Genomic DNA, 18,817 nt, shown 5'->3' on the forward strand with positions numbered 1-18,817 from the left:
TAAATTTCATAACATTTTGTTATAATTTTAAAACACGTATTTTTGATTGGTTAATTAGCTATTTTTGCATCAGAAAATCAGTTTAACAATTAAAATTTAAGATATGAAAGTTGCTGTTGTTGGCGCCACTGGAATGGTTGGCGAGGTAATGCTTCAAGTTCTGGCAGAAAGAAATTTCCCTATAACCGAGTTGATTCTTGTGGCTTCAGAGAGATCTGTTGGCAAGGAAATTGAATACAAAGGAAAAAAATATACCGTTGTCGGACTAGAAACGGCAGTGGCCTTAAAACCAGAAATTGCCTTATTTTCTGCTGGCGGTGAAACTTCGTTAGCTTGGGCACCAAAATTTGCAGCAGCCGGAACAACAGTTATCGACAACTCATCCGCTTGGAGAATGCACGCTGACAAAAAATTAATTGTACCTGAAATCAATGCTTCGGAATTGACGAAAGACGATAAAATTATTGCAAATCCCAACTGCTCGACGATCCAAATGGTTTTGGCTTTGGCACCTTTGCATAAAAAATACAATATCAAAAGAATCATTGTTTCTACCTATCAATCGATCACCGGAACCGGCGTAAAAGCAGTGAAACAATTGGAAAATGAATATGTGGGAGCAAAAGGTGAAATGGCTTACAAGTACCAAATTCACAGAAATGCAATTCCGCAATGCGACTCTTTTGAAGACAACGGCTACACCAAAGAAGAAATGAAATTGGTTCGTGAAACTCAAAAAATTTTAAGCGATAAAACGATTGCCGTAACAGCAACTGCGGTTCGTGTACCAATTGTTGGCGGCCACAGTGAAGCTGTAAACGTAGAATTTACAAATGATTTTGACGTAAATGACGTTAGAAAAATCCTTTACGAAACACCAGGAATTGTGGTTCAAGACAATAATGACACTTACACTTATCCGATGCCTTTGTATGCGCAAGGAAAAGACGATGTATTTGTAGGACGAATTCGCCGTGACGAATCACAGCCAAACACTTTAAATATGTGGATTGTTGCAGACAACTTAAGAAAAGGCGCCGCTACAAACACGGTTCAAATTGCTGAATATTTAGTCGCAAACAAATTGGTTTAATATCAAATTTTTATAAAATAGAAAAGGCTGCAAAATAATTTGCAGCCTTTTTTTAGGCTTAGAAAGATTCTTAAACCCCGAAAACTTGTCGGCCTCCCCTTTTCTCAAATTATTAAATTTTGTTAAAACGCAAAATTTTTCTTTTCTCTTCCCTACATTTGCATCGGATGAAAAAGAAATTTGCCATACTAAATCTTTCTTTAATGCTGGTAGTATTGTTCTCAATACTGTTTCAGTCTGTCCATTCTTATGAGCATTTTTTAGACCAAGAAACGGAATTTGTTACCAATTCAGATGATGGTTCCACTAAAATCCAAACTCTCGATCACAATCACGAAAAATGCTTTGTCTGCGAATTTACATTAAGCAGTTTCATTGCTGCTGAATTTGCAACTTTCCAACCAAAATTTACTCCTGAGGCTTTTGCCCAAGTTAATTTTACAACTGCAGCTACTCCTGATTTTTTTTCAGGAAGCCTTTTCTCACATCGAGGTCCGCCTTCTAATTGCTAATTATCGAATAGGGAACTTCCCTGCTTTCTGGCTTTTCCATTATTGGAATTAGCCCTAATTATCATTTTAGATCATTTCAAAATGCGCTATATCATTTTATTTGTTTTCCTAATTATTGGAAATCAATCTCTTGTATATTCCCAAAACACATTGTCAGGGAAAATTACCGATGAGAAAAATCAACCTTTGGCAGGAAGCCACATTCACGTTGCTGCCTTTTTTGCAAACTCCGACGAGTCTGGAAATTATGCAATTACTGGAATTCCGAATGCTCGTTTACAAGTTTTTATAGAATATTTGGGTTACAAAACTTTGGATACTATTTTAGATTTCCAAGGAAATAGCACCTTAAATGTTCCGCTAAAACCTGATGTATCGCAGTTGCAGGAAGTAGTTTTGAAAGAAACGTTTGTTAAAAACAAAGCACAGGAAATTAAAACGGCCACAATTGAAAAATACAGCAGCGAAAGTCTGGGCGATGCCTTGAAGGAAATCAGCGGCGTGTCGTCTTTAAAGACAGGCAATACAATTGTCAAGCCGATTATCAACGGTTTGCACAGCAGCCGTGTTTTGATTATAAACAATAATGTGCGTCTTGAAGACCAGCAATGGGGAGCCGAACATGCACCAAATATGGATGTCAACACGGCTGGAAAAATTTCAGTGATCAAAGGCGTAAACGGATTGCAGTTTGGTGGTGATGCCATCGGAGGAACGGTTGTGATTGATCCGCCTGTTATTCCAATTAAGGATACCATTTTTGGAAAAACCATTTTAAACGGCCAGTCAAATGGTCGTGGCGGCAGCATTACTTCTTCCTTATTTAAAGGTTATCAAAGTGGCTGGAATTGGAATCTGCAAGGAACTTTTAAATATCTTGGTGATTTTGAAGCTCCTGGTTATGTACTTTCAAATACAGGAAACCGTGAAAAAAACTTTTCGGGACGCCTTGGATACAAAGGAGAAAATCAAGGTTTTAGTTTTTTCTACAGCTATTTTAATGCCGATATTGGAATTTTGAGAGCCTCGCACATCAGCAGTACATCTGATTTAATTCGTGCCATCAACAGTGGCGAACCGCAATATATTTCAGATTTTACGCATGATATCAATGCTCCAAAACAACAGTTGCAACATCATTTGGGAAAAATAAATTACTATAAATTATTTTCAAACAATCGAAAACTGTCGCTTCAATATTCGTTTCAGTTTAATAATCGTTTGGAATTTGACCTCCGCCGTGGCGATGACAAAGACAGGCCTTCATTAGATTTAGATTTGAAAACCCATACCTTAAACGCTGATTTTGAAGGAAATCATGCTGACAACTTTAAGTATAAAGTCGGAATAAATGGTGGCTTCCAAAATAATTTTGCCGATACTGAAAACACCAATGTTCGCGCTTTGATTCCAAATTATGACAAGTTTGACGCGGGCGCTTATGCTATTGGAAATTACACTGTCAATGACAGGCTTTCTATAGAAACGGGATTGCGTTATGATTTCAGCCACATTGATGCCAAGAAATATTTTTTGAAATCAAGATGGACAGAACGGGGCTATGATAATGAATTCAGCCATTTTATAATTGGCGAAGACGGACAGCAATGGTACACCAATCCGGTTTTTAGTTACCATAATTTTTCTGGTAGCGCAGGAAGCATTTATGAAATAAACGAAAAATTGAATTTGACTTCCAACGTAAGTGTGACGAGCAGAAATCCGAATCCATCCGAATTGTTTAGCGACGGCCTGCACCATTCAACCGGACAAATCGAGTTGGGCGATTTACGATTAAAAAGAGAAGTTTCGACTAAATTTTCTACGGCTTTAAATTATTCTACAAGTAGGTTTTCTCTAGAAATAAATCCGTATGCCAATTTTGTTAACGATTTTAAAGTTTTGATTCCCATGACCATTATCTTGTCAAATCGCGGGCCTTTCCCGGTTTGGGAATACCGTCAAGTGGACGCGCGCCTTTTGGGAGTCGATATTACTGCCGATTATGATTTTGCAAAAAACTGGAATTGGCATTCCACAGCAGCATTTGTATATGGCGAAGATTTGACCACTAATTCAGCTTTGATTGATATGCCTCCGTTTAATTTCAACAATACCGTACGTTTCAAAAAAGCCAATTGGAACAATCTTGTTGTAAGCCTAAAAAACGAAACCGTTTTGACCCAAAAAAGATATCCAAACAATGATTTTTTTGTGGATTTGCTCGATACCGGAGAACCCGTAAGTACTTTGGTTGCAATCAGCAAACCGCCAAAGGGATATAGTCTGTTGCATTTTAATTCAGAAATGAGTTTCGATGTATTTGAAAAATCTAAAATGACCATTGGATTTACTATCCAAAATATCTTAAACACGAACTACCGCGATTACTTGAACCGAACACGCTATTATTCAGATGATTTGGGACGTAATTTCAGGGTTCAACTAAAATTAAATTATTAAAATTAAAACCTTATCAAAATGAAAAAAATTAAATTTTTATCCCTTAGCCTTGTCACAGCCTTATTTTTTACATCTTGCAGTAGCGACGATAGTCCAGCTGGCGCTGTAAATGAAGACGAAGTAATTACCACTTTGACCGCAACTTTAACGGGCGGCGGACAAGTTATCATATTAAAATCTCAAGATCTAGACGGAGCAGAAGGTCCGCTGGCACCCGTGGTGACCGTTTCTGGAAATCTTATGGCAAATACAACGTACACCGGAAACTTGGATTTATTAAACGAAGCGGCTTCGCCAGCAGAAAGTATTACCGAAGAGATTTTAGAAGAAGCAGGCGACCACCAATTTTTCTTTACTGTTTCGAATAGTTTAGGCGCTTTTGGATATTCGCTGCCAAATGATGAAAACGGAAATCCGGTTGGAGTTAATTTCACGTTCACAACGGGCGCAACTGCAGGAACCGGAACGCTGGCCATCATCTTAAGACACCAGCCAAATAAAAGCGCTGCAGGAGTTGCAACAGGCAATATCGCAAACGCAGGCGGTGAAACTGACATTCAAGTCAGCTTCCCGATTACCGTTCAATAAATAAGATTGCACAATTAATAAAAAAACCGCTATAAAAAGCGGTTTTTTTATTCTAAAATCGGAAATAATTTAATTGTTACACCCATACAATCTGATTAATTTATTGAGAATGTAATTTTGTTAACCTATTTTTAGTAATTTAGGAAATTTAATAAACATTTAACAACCAATAAATTATCAAACTATGAATTCAAAATTTACCTCCATTGTTAGAATACTATTAGGAATTATTTTGCTGGTTTTTGGCCTCAACAAATTTTATCCATTGCCTTTTTTACCAGCACCTCAATTGCCAGAAAGCGCTTCAGAATTTATGAATTCACTTGTGGCAACAGGTTATGTTTTACCAATTGTTGGTATTCTTGAAATTTTTATTGCCTTAATGCTTTTGACTAAAAACTGGATTGCTTTTGCATTAATAGTATTGGTTCCGATATCTATAAATATTTTACTTTTTCATTTCTTTTTAGATTTGCCAAGCATCGGTGGCGCCATTTTAGTTTCCGTTTTAAATATCATTTTGATTTATAAACATTGGCCACAATACCGTCCGCTATTTAACTAAGTAATACATTTCAATTGCTTATTTTTGTAAGAATCAAAAAACATTTTAATGAAAAAATTAGTATTGACAGTGATTGTGGCAGCTGCTTTTTTATCTTGTAAAGAAGAAACCACTAAAGAAGAGAAAATCGTGCTGAAATATCCTGAAACAAAACAAGTCGACACGACTGACACGTACTTTGGAACCGAAGTAAAAGATCCTTACCGCTGGCTAGAAGATGATAAATCTGCTGAAACTGCGGCGTGGGTAAAAGCAGAAAACGAAGTTACGTTTGGCTATTTAGAAAAAATTCCATTCCGAAAAGAATTAAAGGAACGATTGGAAAAAGTGTGGAACTACGAGAAAATTTCTGCTCCGTTTAAAGAAGGAGATTTTACGTATTATTTCAAAAATAACGGCCTTCAAAACCAATCTGTCTTATACAGAAAAGACAAAAGTAGCAAAGAAGAATTGTTCTTAGATCCAAATACTTTTTCTGCTGACGGAACGACTTCACTATCTTCTGTAGAATTCTCAAAAGACGGTTCTTTAGTTGCTTATTCGATTTCTGAAGCCGGAAGCGATTGGAACAAAATAGTTATTTTAAATGCGGTTACCAAACAAAAATTAGAAACTGAATTGGTGGATGTAAAATTCAGCGGTATTGCTTGGATTGGCAACGAAGGATTTTATTATTCAAGTTATGACAAGCCAACAGGAAGCCAGCTTTCTGCAAAAACAGACCAGCACAAATTGTACTTCCATAAACTTGGAACGGCACAAAAAGAAGATAAAGTTATTTTCGGACAAAATGAAAAACGCCGTTATGTTGGCGGTTATGTAACTGAAGACGACAAATATTTGGTTATTTCCGCAGCTAATTCTACGTACGGAAACGAACTTTACATCAAAGATTTAAGTGTTCCGAATAGTAAAATTGTAAACGTTGTAAACAATTTCAATAGCGATAACAACGTGATTGACAATGTTGGCTCAAAATTATACATCGCAACAGATTTAAATGCTCCAAACCAAAGAGTGGTTACTGTTGACGCCGCAAACCCAAAACCTGAAAACTGGAAAGATTTCATTCCAGAAACTGAAAATGTGCTTTCAGTAAACACTGGTGCCGGATATATTTTTGCAAATTACATGAAAGATGCCGTTTCTCAAATCAAACAATTTGATTATGACGGAAAAATGCTTCGCGAAATTAAATTGCCAGGAGTTGGTTCTGCCGGAGGTTTTAGCGGTAAAAAAGAAGATACAGAATTGTATTATTCGTTTACAAATTACATCACTCCAGGAACCATTTATGCGTTCAACCCAAAAGCCGGAATCTCGAAAGAATATCAAAAACCAAAAGTGGATTTCAAATCTGAAGAGTATGAAAGCAAACAAGTTTTTTATACTTCAAAAGACGGTACAAAAGTGCCAATGATCATCACGCACAAAAAAGGCCTGAAATTAGACGGCAACAACCCAACAATTCTTTATGCTTATGGCGGTTTTAATGTGAGTTTGACACCAGCTTTTAGCATCGCAAATGCCGTTTGGCTAGAGCAAGGCGGTGTTTATGCCGTACCAAATCTTCGCGGTGGTGGCGAATATGGAAAAAAATGGCACGAAGGCGGTATTCAGCAAAAGAAACAAAATGTGTTTGACGATTTCATCGCAGCGGGAGAATATTTGATTAAAGAAAAATATACTTCGTCTGATTTCTTGGCGGTTCGCGGCGGTTCAAACGGAGGCTTGTTAGTGGGTGCAACAATGACGCAACGCCCAGATTTGATGAAAGTAGCTCTGCCAGCTGTTGGCGTTTTAGACATGCTTCGTTACCACACGTTCACTGCTGGTGCGGGTTGGGCCTATGATTATGGAACTGCCGAAGATTCAAAAGAAATGTTTGATTATCTAAAAGCGTATTCTCCAGTTCACAATGTAAAAAAAGGAACAAAATATCCAGCAACGTTAGTAACAACAGGCGACCACGATGACAGAGTTGTTCCGGCACACAGTTTTAAATTCGCTGCAGAATTGCAAGCAAAACAAACAGGAGACAATCCGGTTTTGATTCGAATTGAAACCAATGCAGGCCATGGCGCTGGAAAACCAGTTTCAAAAACCATTGAAGAAGCAGCCGATATTATGGCATTTACCTTATTCAATATGGGTTACAGAGAATTGCCGAGCAAGAAGTAATTCTATCTTTAATTAAAAAGCCGCAGTTTCTAAATTTGAAACTGCGGCTTTTTTTTGTTGTTATTTCAAAGATAATTTCTTCAATAAATCTTCGGAAGCCTCTTCGATATACATTCCGTAAGACGTGACTAAAATTCCTTTCACGCCATCTTTTGATTCAATTCCATAAACGGTTGATTCCTCATCTGGATTGGAGTCGCCTTCATATCTGTAAATTTCGGTAATTTCAAAATCATCGCACTCATAAGCAGCGTCATGAACAGTCAAAGCGTTTCCAGCAATATTAAAATCAACCATAAAACCCGCATCACGCAATTGTTTTATGGCTTCTAAAACCGTAGCATATTTATAATTCGCACCCATAATTTTTATTTTAAGAGTACTAAAGTTACGGAAAAATATTGATTTTAAATTTTAATACAGCAGGTAAGAAGCGCCGATCGAACCATAAAAGTAACCTTCATTTCGAGAATTATCTACTTCTTTGCCTCGGTACACAAAAACATAGTGAAAGTTCCAGTGGTTTTTTCGGTATTTGAAACCGGCTTCTCCGTTAAATCGAATTGGCACCAAGTCATACGTCACCGGATTATTGCCTCCAAACATGCTTCCTTGAATGGTGGCATCATATATCTGGTAATTCACACTCGGATTTACGTAGAAATAAAACTCGCTTTGTTCTCTATATTTTTCCTTATCAGAATGTAAGGAAGCGCCGTGGAGATTGGAATCATACATTGGAACCAGTTTTTCCCAAAGCGCAATTCGAGTCAGAGGACCAAAAGAAATTCCGTTTAAAACCGTACCGAAATTAACTTCAGCCTGAACATTGAAATCCATCTTTTCAGCAGGTTGAGTTGGAAATAATTTCTTTGAATACAACATGTTTCCTTGCAAGGCAAAAGCATCTTGGATCTGAAAATTCCAACCTTCAACGGGTTTGTACCCAAAAGCTTTGTGAAACAATTTCTGAAATTCTTCTGCTTGAGAAGAAGGTCCGACAACTCCAATCTGAAGATTCGTTTTCAAAACCGATTCACTTTGATAATACCGATTCATTCCCGCTTCCAAAAAAAGATAGCCGGCAAAAGGCCTGTCGTGCTTGGTAATTCTTCGGGCTTCCACGGTATGCGGATTGTAAATATATTGCCCGAATTTGAATTCGGTTATTTTTTTATTGAGCTTCTGATTTTCATTTTGGTTTAAAAAACGGTAGAAAATTTCAATCCCATTGGTATAATATTGATCGTTTACGGTGGATGAAAAAAGATCGTTATCCACTAAAATACCTAATTCTACGGAAGTATTCTGGCTAAAAATTGCATTAGAAAAAAGCAAGAAAAAAAGCGGGGAAATTTTCTTAAGCATTTATTTTCAATAGTCTAATTTCACATAATTCATATGTTTCATAATCCGTCCTTTTCTTCGTTCCGTATAGGCAGAAGAATTGCTTGCCTTGAATTTTCGAGGATTTGGAAGGATTGCAGCGATTCCGGCGGCTTCTCTTTTTGAAACAGAATTGGCACTTTTTCCATACCAATGCTGCGAGGCCGCTTCTACACCATAAACGCCGTCGCCCATTTCAATGCTATTCAAATAGACTTCCATAATGCGTTCCTTGCCCCAAAAAATTTCGATTAAAACCGTAAAATAAGCTTCCAAACCTTTTCTGAGGTAGCTTCTTCCCTGCCACAAAAAGACATTTTTAGCCGTTTGCTGTGAAATAGTGCTTCCGCCTTTCAGTCTTTTCCCTTTTGAATTGTTTTTAAACGCTTTTTGCATCGCTCCAAAATCAAAACCGTTGTGGCTTAAAAAGGTGGCGTCTTCACTGGCAATTACCGCTTTTTGAAGATTCGGAGCCATTTTATCAAGCGAAACCCAATCGTGACTGCAGGTCATTTCTTTTCCTGCTTCTTTTTGTTCCAACGCACGAATGGCCATCAATGGCGTAAACGGTACCGGAACAAATTTGAAAAGTATGACAAAAAACACCGAAACTCCGAAGAACCAAAGTGCACATTTTATTAAAAACTGAAGTATTTTTTTACCCATAAAAATTGAAAACAAAAAAACTAATCTACTAAATCTGCCAATTCTTGGCCAATCAAACTGCCGATGGCAACGCCCATGCCACCTAACCTGACACCGCAAAACACATTTTCTGAAAGTTTCTCGACAATTGGCTTTTTGCTCGAACCCATTCCCATGATGCCACTCCAGCGGTGCTCGATTTTAAAATCTTGGTTTGGCAAAATTACTTCTTTTAAAATTTGTTCCAATTTATTTTGTATTAAATCTGTCTGGCCGAATTCCGTGGTGGTTTCATTTTCAAAATCTTCGTTTCTGGCACCGCCAAAAAGGATTCTGTTACCAAAATTTCTGAAATAATAATAGCCTTTGTCAATATGAAAAGTACCTTTAATATCTAAATTCGGGATTGGTTCAGTGATTAAAACTTGCGCTCTTGCCGGTTTTACAGCTCCGCTTGCAATATGGGAGGCAAAACCGTTTGTGGCAAAAAAGAGTTTTTTGGTCTGGAAGTCAAAGTCGTTGGTGGCAACGCGAACGCCGTTCGAATTTTCTTGGTATTCAGTAACGGTTTGCTGATTTAAAAGCAGAATATTATTTGCAATGGCTAATTTCAGCAAGGCTTCCATCATATTGCCGGTGTCAATCTGGCCTTCAAACGGATTGAAAATTAAATTTTCTTGGATGTTTCCAAAGTTGAAACGGTCTATTTCTTTGGCGAAAACATCGGCTTTAAAAAGCGGACGAAGAACGTCATTGATAAACGGAATTTTTTGCAAGCATTCGCTGTAATGGGTTTCAGAATCTTTCAAAAAAAGTTCATAACCGCCGTATTGTTTAAAATCTAGGGTTTGGTCGCCAAGACGTTTTCTAAGCAACTGCACTCCTTGCCAGCGCTTTTGAATCAGTTGGAGTACTTCTTCTTCAGAGTGATTGTTTAGGTCATCGATGATTTCAGAAATGCTTCCAAAACAGGCGAATCCTGCGTTTTTGGTACTTGCGCCTTGAGGCAAAAATCCTTTTTCGAGGATGAGAATTTTGCTTTCCGGAAATTTTTCCCGCAAGCGCAAAGCCGTGTGCAAACCGACAATTCCACTGCCGACGATGGTATAATTGACGTTTGAAAACCAATTTTTTATTTCCCAGTAGCTTAGGTCTGCTTTCATAGCCTGAAGTTTAAAAAGTTGAAACGGTTGGTTTCATAGCCCCGATTGCAGGGGAAATCCTTTTTCAATTTTTTCTAGAACCTGAATTTATTTCAGGTTGAAAAATGAAAAAGATTGTATCGGAAAGCGGGAAAAGGGACGGCTAAAATCACTGTCCCTTTACTTCTAAAAAAACTAAAGTTCTTTTTCGCCTTCTTTTATTGCTGTTTTTTTCTTCAAATAATTCAGCAAAAGCGGCACGGTGGTAATGGCAACAATAACCAAAACGATAATTTCAATATGGTCTTTTAAGTTGATTCCGAACTCCAGCATAAACAGGTCGTTCAGATAATGGCCTGCAAAGATGAGCGAAAACGACCAAAGGATCGAGCTGAGAATGTTGAAAAACATAAATTTTTTCTTTTCCATTCCGACTATTCCTGCGATGATTGGCGCAAAAGTTCTAATGATCGGAACGAATCGGGCGAAGATAATGGCTCTTCCGCCGTGTTTTTCGAAGAAGATCCGAGACTCGACTAAGTATTTTTTCTTGAACCAAAAAGTATCTTCTTTGTTGTAAAGATAGTAGCCGCTTTTTGCGCCAAACCAGTAACCAAAGGTGTTTCCGATGATTCCGGCTAGAGCGACCAGTGCTGCTAAAAGGGCAAGATTGGCAAAATCGTTTTCTATGGTAACGATGGTGGACATAAGTTCTGTGCTGTAGATTCCCGCTAAAAAAAGTAACGTGTCTCCAGGCAGAAAAAATCCTGCAAAAAGTCCGGTTTCTGCGAAAACGATGAATAAAACCACGTAGATACCGATGGGAACGCCACTGATTTTTAAGTTGATATAAAATTCTGGATTCAATAATTGCATCCAATCGAAACTTTCCATTTTAGGCTAATTTATTAACAGATTTTGCTACAATCATTGAAACTGCTGCATCTCCGGTTACGTTTATTGTTGTTCTGCACATATCTAAAGGTCGGTCAATAGCAAAAATCAAGGCTAAACCTGCTTCTGGAATTCCGGCTTGAGCAAGCACAATTACTAGCATTACCATTCCGGCTCCTGGAACAGCTGCGCTTCCGATTGATGCTAAAGTCGCTGTTACAATTATTCCTAATTGGACCCCGAGACTTAATTCCATCCCAAAAGCCTGAGCAATAAATACTGCTGCGACTGCTTGATAAAGACTGGTTCCATCCATATTTATAGTTGCACCAATGGGAAGAACAAAACTGGCAACTTCATCATCCACTCCAAGATTTTCAACTGTTCGTTCCATTGTTAAAGGAAGTGTTGCTGCACTAGAGCTTGTTGAAAAAGCCAAAAGCTGTGCTGGCGAAATTCCTTTTATAAAAAAAGAAGGTGATTTTTTCGCAAAGACTTTTACCAATAGCAAATAAACCATCATCACTAAGGCCAAACCAATTAAAACTGTCAATCCATACATTCCTAACGCTTTAAACAAATCAAGACTTGGCGCTTCGGCAACCAATGCGGCAAGAAGTGCAAAAACTCCGAAAGGAGCTGCCAGCATAATTAAATCAATCATTTTTAAAATGACATCATTAAAACTATCAAAAAAGGCCTTTACCGGACGTGATTTTTCTTCAGGAATCAAAATCATAGCTATTCCAAAGAAGATGGCAAAGAAAATTACTTGAAGCATATTTCCGTTGTCTGCTGCTGCTGAAATAATATTGCTTGGAACAATATCTTCCAAAGCTTGAAGCGGACTTGACTGATTTTGTTTTTCAGCATCTGCAATTTTTAAATTTGCTTCTGCAGTATAATTTCCTAAAAGTTCGGTTCGTATTTCTTCTGTAATAAAATTTCCCGGCTTGATTAAATTAACAATTACCAAACCTATTGAAACCGCTAAAACAGTGGTTAAAATATAGATACCGATGGTTCTGCCTCCCATTTTAGAAAGCTTTGAGATGTCTTTTAAATCAGAAACCCCTTTGATTAAAGAAGCCAAAATCAAAGGAACGGCAATCAGCTTTAAGGAATTTATAAAAATGGTACCAAAAGGCTTAATCCAATTGGATATAAAGAGTTTTCCCCAATCAAATTGTATCAAAACATAGGCAAAAATTACCCCAAAAACCATCCCCAATATTATCTGCCAATGCAGTGCCAATTTTTTCATATATATTAAAAATCTTTAGTGCGTGAAAATAGTCATATTTTTTAAAAAAGCCGTAAATAAATTAATTATTTGAGAATTAAAACGAATAAATTCCCCCTTTTTTAAAAGATATCGTTTTTTTAAGTCTAAAATCAGTTTCTAAAAAATGCTTACATTTAGGGCTTCTTTACAAATACATATAATGAAAAAAATTCTTCTCTTAACAATTGGTATGATTGGATTATCCGCATCAGCACAAAACGTAATGACACCTGAACTGCTTTGGCAATTGGGCCGCGTGAGCCCTTTAGGAATTACAAAAGACGGCAAAAATATTATTTACAAAGTTTCGATTCCTTCGGTGGAGGAAAACAAGTCTGATTCAAAAGTATATTCTGTATCCGTTTCTGGCGGAAAAGCCACTGAGATTACAGATTATGAAGCTTTATTAAATGACAAAAATCTTTCTCCTGACGGAAAACTTTTGCTGGCAAGCAAAGAAATCAAGGTCGGAAAAGTTTTAGGAAAAGATTATTATCCAAATTTGGACCAATCAAACGTTCAAGTTTATGACGGTTTGGATTACAGGCATTGGGACACTTGGAACGATGGAACGCACAATCACGTGGTGTATTCAAACGCGACTGACAAAGAGAATTTCATCGACATTATGAAAGACGAACCGTTTGATTCGCCCCAAAAACCTTTTGGCGGTGATGAAGATTATATTTGGTCGCCTGACGGAAAAAGCATTGTTTATGTTTCAAAGAAATTAGAAGGAACAAAATATGCGACTTCCACAAATACGGATTTGTACCAATATGATCTGGCTACAAAAACGACTAAAAATTTAACTGAAAAAAACTTGGGTTATGACACCGCACCACAATTTTCTCCGAATGGCGATTTGACTTGGCTGCAGATGAAACGCGACGGTTATGAAGCCGATAAAAACGACATCATTGTTCGTTTCAAAGGAATGGACATGAATCTAACCGGCGCCTGGGACGGAACTGTGGACAGTTTTAATTGGAGCGCTGACGGCAAGAAAGTATATTTCTTGGCTCCGATTAACGGAACAAAACAATTGTTTGAAGTAAACTTTCCGGGGATGACAAGAATTGCTGTAACTGTAAGACAAATTACGGAGGGCGATTTTGACGTAACCGGAATCGTAGGTTTTTCTAGCGATAAAGTCATCGTGACGCGAACTGACTTCAATCACGCTACGGAGATTTATTCGTATGATTTCAAGAAAAAAAGTTTCAATCAAATTACGAAAGTAAATGACGCTGCCTATTCTAAAATTGCGTTGAGCAAATTTGAAAAACGATATGTAACCACAACTGACGGAAAGAAAATGCTGGTTTGGGTGGTGCTTCCTCCAAATTTTGACAAGACTAAAAAATACCCGACCCTGCTGTATTGCCAAGGCGGTCCGCAATCTGCGTTGACACAATTTTATTCTTTTAGATGGAATTTTCAAGTAATGGCGGCGCAAGGGTACATTATTGTAGCACCAAACCGCAGAGGAATGCAAGGCCATGGCGTGGAATGGAACGAACAGATCAGTAAAGATTGGGGCGGACAAGTGATGGACGATTATCTTTCTGCGATTGACGATGTTTCAAAAGAAAGTTATATTGACAAAGCACGATTAGGTGCTGTTGGAGCAAGTTATGGCGGTTATTCTGTGTTTTATTTGGCCGGAATCCACCAAAAAAGATTCAAGACATTTATTTCGCACTGTGGCGTTTACAACTTACAAAGTATGTATGGAACCACTGAAGAAGTTTTCTTCAACAACTGGGACCACGGTGGCGCTTATTGGGAAAAAGACAATGCGGTGGCACAAAAAACGTTCACAGAATTTAATCCGATAAATAATGTGGCGAAATGGGACACTCCTATTTTAATTTTTCAAGGCGGAAAAGATTACCGCGTTCCGATTGGGCAGGGCCAAGAAGCTTTTCAGGCAGCGCAATTGCGTGGCATCAAAAGTAGATTTGTGCTTTTGCCAGAAGAAAATCACTGGGTTTTGAAACCTCAAAATGCTCAGGTTTGGCAGAAAGAATTTTTTAGATGGTTGAAAGAGACATTGTAGAAAATTTTAAAATATAAAATCCCGCAAGAATCAACTTGCGGGATTTTTTCTATGCTTAAAAATAAATTATTTCTTCGCTAACTTGAAACTTTCGGTTCCAATTGCAGTTATTGTCTGAACAACATAATTCCCTGATGATAAACCCGATAAGTCAATTTGACCTTCAGTCGCGTTTAATTTTCGATCTAAAACTTTTTGTCCCAAAAGATTAAAAATTTGAATTTCAGAAACTGTTTCCAGGCTTGAAAAATTCAATACGTTTCCAGCAGGATTTGGATAATATTTCACTTGCGCTTTTGCAAATTCATTGACTCCAAGCTGTGTTGCTGTTACCGTCAATGCGTCGACAGTTGTAGAATATCCATAATCGGTCTCGCACTCCACAGCAATTTGATATGTTGCAGACGGATTTGGAAGTACAATTGTTCCTGACGTCGTCCACGCTGTAACATTCGAATGGTATTCTGCAACTTGAACCCAAGCAGAAGTTGATGAAGTTCGGTAGAAAATTCGCAACCAGTTTTGGTCAGGATTCCAATATGGATTTCTAAAATAGAAACTTACGCTCACATTTTCGTGATTTGACAAGTCTAAAACTGGGCTCACCAATTTAGTTTTATCAAAAAGATGAGACGTTCCAGGATAGTTGGCAAATTTTGTCCCTTCATAGGCCGTAATTCCGGTTCCCCCTGTTGTTGGCGATGTAACATAAGTCCAAGCCATAGTATTGACTTCATAAATTTGTGTCCAAGCTGCTCTTGTTGGGGAAGCGTCTTCAAATGTTTCCGTCCAAGGAAAAGTTGTGACTTGCGCATTCGCTCCTGTAAAAGCGAGAGCAAACGATGCTACAATAAATCCTCTCTTAAAAAATTTTAGAGGATTTTCAATTTTGTAAATTTGTTTCATAATATCACATTTTTAAGTTTATTAATATCAAATATATTAATTATTTCTTAAAATTAATTTTTAAAAACAAAAACAATATTTTTTGCTCCAAAAAAAAATCCCAACCTTTCGATTGGGATTTTCTATTTATTTTGGGTCGTTCATTTTGAAGCTTTCCATGAATTTTGTGGTGTAATCTCCTGCTACATAAGCTGGATCGTCCATCAACTGCCTGTGGAAAGGAATCGTGGTTTTTACACCTTCGATCACGAATTCATCTAAGGCACGTTTCATTTTGCTGATGGCTTCTTCACGAGTCTGCGCTGTTGTGATCAACTTGGCAATCATTGAATCGTAGTTTGGCGGAATCGTGTATCCTGAATAAACGTGCGTGTCCAAACGTACTCCGTGCCCACCTGGCGTGTGCAACGTAGTGATTTTTCCTGGTGAAGGGCGGAAATCATTGTAAGGATCTTCAGCGTTGATTCGGCATTCGATTGCGTGCAATTCTGGCAAATAGTTTTTACCTGAAATTGGCACGCCAGCCGCTACTAAAATTTGCTCGCGGATCAAGTCATAATCAATAACTTGCTCTGTAATTGGGTGCTCTACCTGGATACGGGTATTCATTTCCATGAAGTAGAAATTTCTGTGTTTGTCAACCAAAAATTCTACGGTTCCAGCACCTTCATATTTGATAAATTCTGCCGCTTTCACAGCAGCTTCTCCCATTTTCAAACGCAGTTCGTCTGTCATGAATGGAGAAGGCGTTTCTTCCGTTAATTTTTGGTGGCGTCTTTGAACCGAACAGTCTCTTTCAGAAAGGTGGCAGGCTTTTCCATATGCATCTCCAACCACTTGGATTTCGATGTGACGAGGCTCTTCAATCAATTTTTCAAGGTACATTCCGTCGTTTCCGAACGATGCAGCTGCTTCTTGACGCGCACTTTCCCAAGCTTTTAAAAGCTCTTCTTCTTTCCAAACCGCTCTCATTCCTTTTCCTCCGCCTCCGGCAGTTGCCTTCAGCATTACAGGATATCCGAATTCTTTAGCTAATTTTTTGGTTTGCTCATAAGATTCTAACAAACCTTCCGAACCCGGAATTGTTGGAACTCCTGCCGCTTTCATTGTTGCTTTTGCAGAAGCTTTGTCTCCCATTCTGTCAATCATTTCTGGCGAAGCTCCGATGAACTTGATACCGTGTTCTTGACAGATTTTTGAAAATTTAGCATTTTCAGAAAGGAAACCATAACCTGGGTGGATTGCATCTGCATTTGTAATTTCTGCAGCGGCAATGATATTTGACATTTTCAAGTAAGACAAGTTACTTGGCGGCGGGCCAATGCAAACTGCTTCATCCGCAAAGCGAACGTGCAAGCTTTCAGCATCTGCAGTTGAATAAACAGCTACCGTTTTGATCCCCATTTCTCTACAGGTTCTGATCACGCGAAGTGCGATTTCTCCTCTGTTTGCGATTAATATTTTTTTAAACATCTTATTTTAATTAGATAATTAGACAATTGGATAATTGGATAATTAGATTTGAGACACTTCAAGCGTTCTAAAAACCTAACAATCTAATGATCTAAATTAAGACGGGTCAACCAAGAATAAAGGTTGGTCAAATTCTACCGGAGACGAATCATCCACTAAAACTTTCACAATTTTACCTGAAATTTCAGATTCGATTTCGTTGAAAAGTTTCATTGCTTCGATCACACAAACTACGTCACCTTTAGAAATTGTAGTTCCAACTTCTACGAAAGGCGCTTTGTCTGGAGATGGTTTTCTGTATAAAGTTCCGATAATTGGAGATTTGATAGTAATGTATTTTGCATTATCATCAGCGGCCGGAGCAACTTCTGCTGGAGCAGATGGACTAGTTGGCTGAGGAGCTGCAGCTTGTGGCAGAGCCTGGCTCATTGGCGCTTGCTGAATGTAAGTTGTAGTTTCAGATGAACCTCCATCAGTAGTTTTGATAGTGATCTTGATATCATCCATCTCCAATTTTACTTCAGTAGCTCCTGATTTTGCTACAAATTTGATTAAGTTTTGAATTTCTCTAATATCCATGATATTCGAATTTAGGTTTTAGTTTTATTGTTTATCGTAAGCCCATTTCATATAAATAGATCCCCAAGTGAATCCACCTCCGAATGCGGCAAAAATTAAATTATCTCCTTTTTTGAATTGCTTCTCAAAGTCGTTTAGAAGCAAGGGCAATGTGGCTGAAGTGGTATTGCCATATTTTTGAATGTTAACGAGAACTTTTGATTCATCCACTCCCATTCTATTGGCAGTGGCATCAATAATTCTTTTGTTTGCTTGGTGTGCGATCAGCCAATTTACATCTTCTTGTTTAAGATTGTTGCGCTGCATGATTTTTTCGCTCACGTCTGCCATTCCTGAAACAGCATATTTGAAAACAGTTTTTCCGTCTTGAAAAACATAGTGTTGCTTTTTATCAACTGTTTCGTGTGTTGCCGGAAGCAAAGAACCTCCTGCATCAATTTTTAAAAATTCTCTTCCGATTCCATCACTGCGAAGGATTTCGTTTTGAAAACCTAAACCTTCATAATTTGGCTCAAATAAAACGGCTCCTGCCCCATCTCCGAAGATGATGCAAGTGGCTCTATCTGTGTAATCAATTATTGAAGACATTTTATCTGCTCCAATCAGTAAAATCTTTTTGTATCTGCCTGATTCGATGTAAGCTGATGCTGTTGACATTCCAAATAAAAAGCTGGAACATGCAGCTTGCAAATCATAGGCGAAAGCGTTGACAGCACCAATTTGAGATGCAACATAAACTGCTGTTGCTGCTACTGGCATGTCTGGGGTTGTGGTACCAAGCAAAACTAAATCTATTTCTGCTGGGTCGATATTGCTTTTAGCAATTAAATCTTCTGCCGCTTTGATTGCCAGATAAGACGTTCCTTTTGAATCATCTTTCAGCATGCGTCTTTCTTTGATCCCTGTTCGAGAAGTAATCCACTCGTCATTGGTATCTACCAAAGTTTCTAAAACCTGGTTTGAAAGCACAAAATCTGGCACGTAAGCTCCAACAGCGGTAATTGCGGCTGTGATTGTATTCATAAGTTTTTAATAATTTTCTT

Annotated in this window: 17 protein-coding genes; 7 read left to right on the forward strand and 10 right to left on the reverse strand. The window is 38.0% G+C overall.

Annotated elements, in window-relative coordinates; genetic code table 11:
• Positions 1–103: 103 nt before the first annotated feature.
• From EG849_RS11510 to EG849_RS11535, 6 genes are all read left to right on the forward strand, one after another.
• Entirely contained in the window at positions 104–1,093 is a 990-nt protein-coding gene (locus EG849_RS11510) for an aspartate-semialdehyde dehydrogenase (protein WP_125013233.1), read from the forward strand.
• Positions 1,094–1,260: 167 nt separating this feature from the next.
• Positions 1,261–1,605, forward strand: coding sequence for a hypothetical protein (locus tag EG849_RS11515; protein ID WP_125013234.1), 345 nt, complete (start codon positions 1,261–1,263; stop codon positions 1,603–1,605).
• 81 nt (positions 1,606–1,686) lie between these two features.
• Positions 1,687–4,068 carry a TonB-dependent receptor gene (locus EG849_RS11520; RefSeq protein WP_125013235.1) on the forward strand — a complete coding sequence of 794 codons (2,382 nt, stop codon included), beginning with the start codon at positions 1,687–1,689 and terminating at the stop codon, positions 4,066–4,068.
• An 18-nt stretch (positions 4,069–4,086) separates the two neighbouring features.
• Entirely contained in the window at positions 4,087–4,656 is a 570-nt protein-coding gene (locus EG849_RS11525) for a type 1 periplasmic binding fold superfamily protein (RefSeq protein WP_125013236.1), read from the forward strand.
• A gap of 184 nt (positions 4,657–4,840) precedes the next feature.
• Entirely contained in the window at positions 4,841–5,221 is a 381-nt protein-coding gene (locus EG849_RS11530; protein ID WP_125013237.1) for a DoxX protein, read from the forward strand.
• Positions 5,222–5,269: 48 nt separating this feature from the next.
• Complete coding sequence (locus tag EG849_RS11535; protein ID WP_125013238.1) at positions 5,270–7,402, forward strand: prolyl oligopeptidase family serine peptidase; 2,133 nt, start codon at positions 5,270–5,272, stop codon at positions 7,400–7,402.
• Between the two features lie 60 nt (positions 7,403–7,462).
• Here EG849_RS11535 and EG849_RS11540 read toward each other — a convergent pair whose 3' ends face one another.
• From EG849_RS11540 to EG849_RS11565, 6 genes are all read right to left on the reverse strand, one after another.
• On the reverse strand, positions 7,463–7,765 hold the full coding sequence (locus EG849_RS11540; RefSeq protein WP_125013239.1) for a hypothetical protein: 303 nt from the start codon (positions 7,763–7,765) through the stop codon (positions 7,463–7,465).
• A 51-nt stretch (positions 7,766–7,816) separates the two neighbouring features.
• Entirely contained in the window at positions 7,817–8,770 is a 954-nt protein-coding gene (locus EG849_RS11545) for a lipid A deacylase LpxR family protein (RefSeq protein WP_125013240.1), read from the reverse strand.
• Positions 8,771–8,776: 6 nt separating this feature from the next.
• Entirely contained in the window at positions 8,777–9,454 is a 678-nt protein-coding gene (mtgA, locus tag EG849_RS11550) for a monofunctional biosynthetic peptidoglycan transglycosylase (RefSeq protein ID WP_125013241.1), read from the reverse strand.
• 20 nt (positions 9,455–9,474) lie between these two features.
• Entirely contained in the window at positions 9,475–10,596 is a 1,122-nt protein-coding gene (locus tag EG849_RS11555) for an NAD(P)/FAD-dependent oxidoreductase (protein ID WP_125013242.1), read from the reverse strand.
• A gap of 174 nt (positions 10,597–10,770) precedes the next feature.
• Positions 10,771–11,469: a DedA family protein gene (locus EG849_RS11560; protein ID WP_125013243.1), complete on the reverse strand. Its 699-nt coding sequence runs from the start codon at positions 11,467–11,469 to the stop codon at positions 10,771–10,773.
• 1 nt (position 11,470) lies between these two features.
• Positions 11,471–12,733 (reverse strand): dicarboxylate/amino acid:cation symporter, encoded by a 1,263-nt coding sequence (locus EG849_RS11565; protein ID WP_125013244.1) that lies wholly within the window; start codon positions 12,731–12,733, stop codon positions 11,471–11,473.
• Between the two features lie 181 nt (positions 12,734–12,914).
• On the opposite strand from EG849_RS11565, the gene EG849_RS11570 reads away from it, so the two are divergent.
• Positions 12,915–14,816, forward strand: a complete 1,902-nt coding sequence (locus tag EG849_RS11570) for a S9 family peptidase (RefSeq protein ID WP_125013245.1) — start codon at positions 12,915–12,917, stop codon at positions 14,814–14,816.
• A 66-nt stretch (positions 14,817–14,882) separates the two neighbouring features.
• Here EG849_RS11570 and EG849_RS11575 read toward each other — a convergent pair whose 3' ends face one another.
• The 4 genes from EG849_RS11575 to EG849_RS11590 all read right to left on the reverse strand — a co-directional run bounded on the left by EG849_RS11575 (position 14,883) and on the right by EG849_RS11590 (position 18,797).
• On the reverse strand, positions 14,883–15,722 hold the full coding sequence (locus tag EG849_RS11575; RefSeq protein ID WP_125013246.1) for a T9SS type A sorting domain-containing protein: 840 nt from the start codon (positions 15,720–15,722) through the stop codon (positions 14,883–14,885).
• A 126-nt stretch (positions 15,723–15,848) separates the two neighbouring features.
• Positions 15,849–17,195 (reverse strand): acetyl-CoA carboxylase biotin carboxylase subunit, encoded by a 1,347-nt coding sequence (accC, locus tag EG849_RS11580; RefSeq protein ID WP_125013247.1) that lies wholly within the window; start codon positions 17,193–17,195, stop codon positions 15,849–15,851.
• A 96-nt stretch (positions 17,196–17,291) separates the two neighbouring features.
• Entirely contained in the window at positions 17,292–17,774 is a 483-nt protein-coding gene (gene accB, locus EG849_RS11585; RefSeq protein ID WP_125013248.1) for an acetyl-CoA carboxylase biotin carboxyl carrier protein, read from the reverse strand.
• 24 nt (positions 17,775–17,798) lie between these two features.
• Positions 17,799–18,797 carry a beta-ketoacyl-ACP synthase III gene (locus EG849_RS11590; protein ID WP_125013249.1) on the reverse strand — a complete coding sequence of 333 codons (999 nt, stop codon included), beginning with the start codon at positions 18,795–18,797 and terminating at the stop codon, positions 17,799–17,801.
• Positions 18,798–18,817: the final 20 nt, after the last annotated feature.

This window comes from Flavobacterium macacae (genome assembly GCF_003865365.1).
GTDB classification, from domain to species: domain Bacteria; phylum Bacteroidota; class Bacteroidia; order Flavobacteriales; family Flavobacteriaceae; genus Flavobacterium; species Flavobacterium macacae.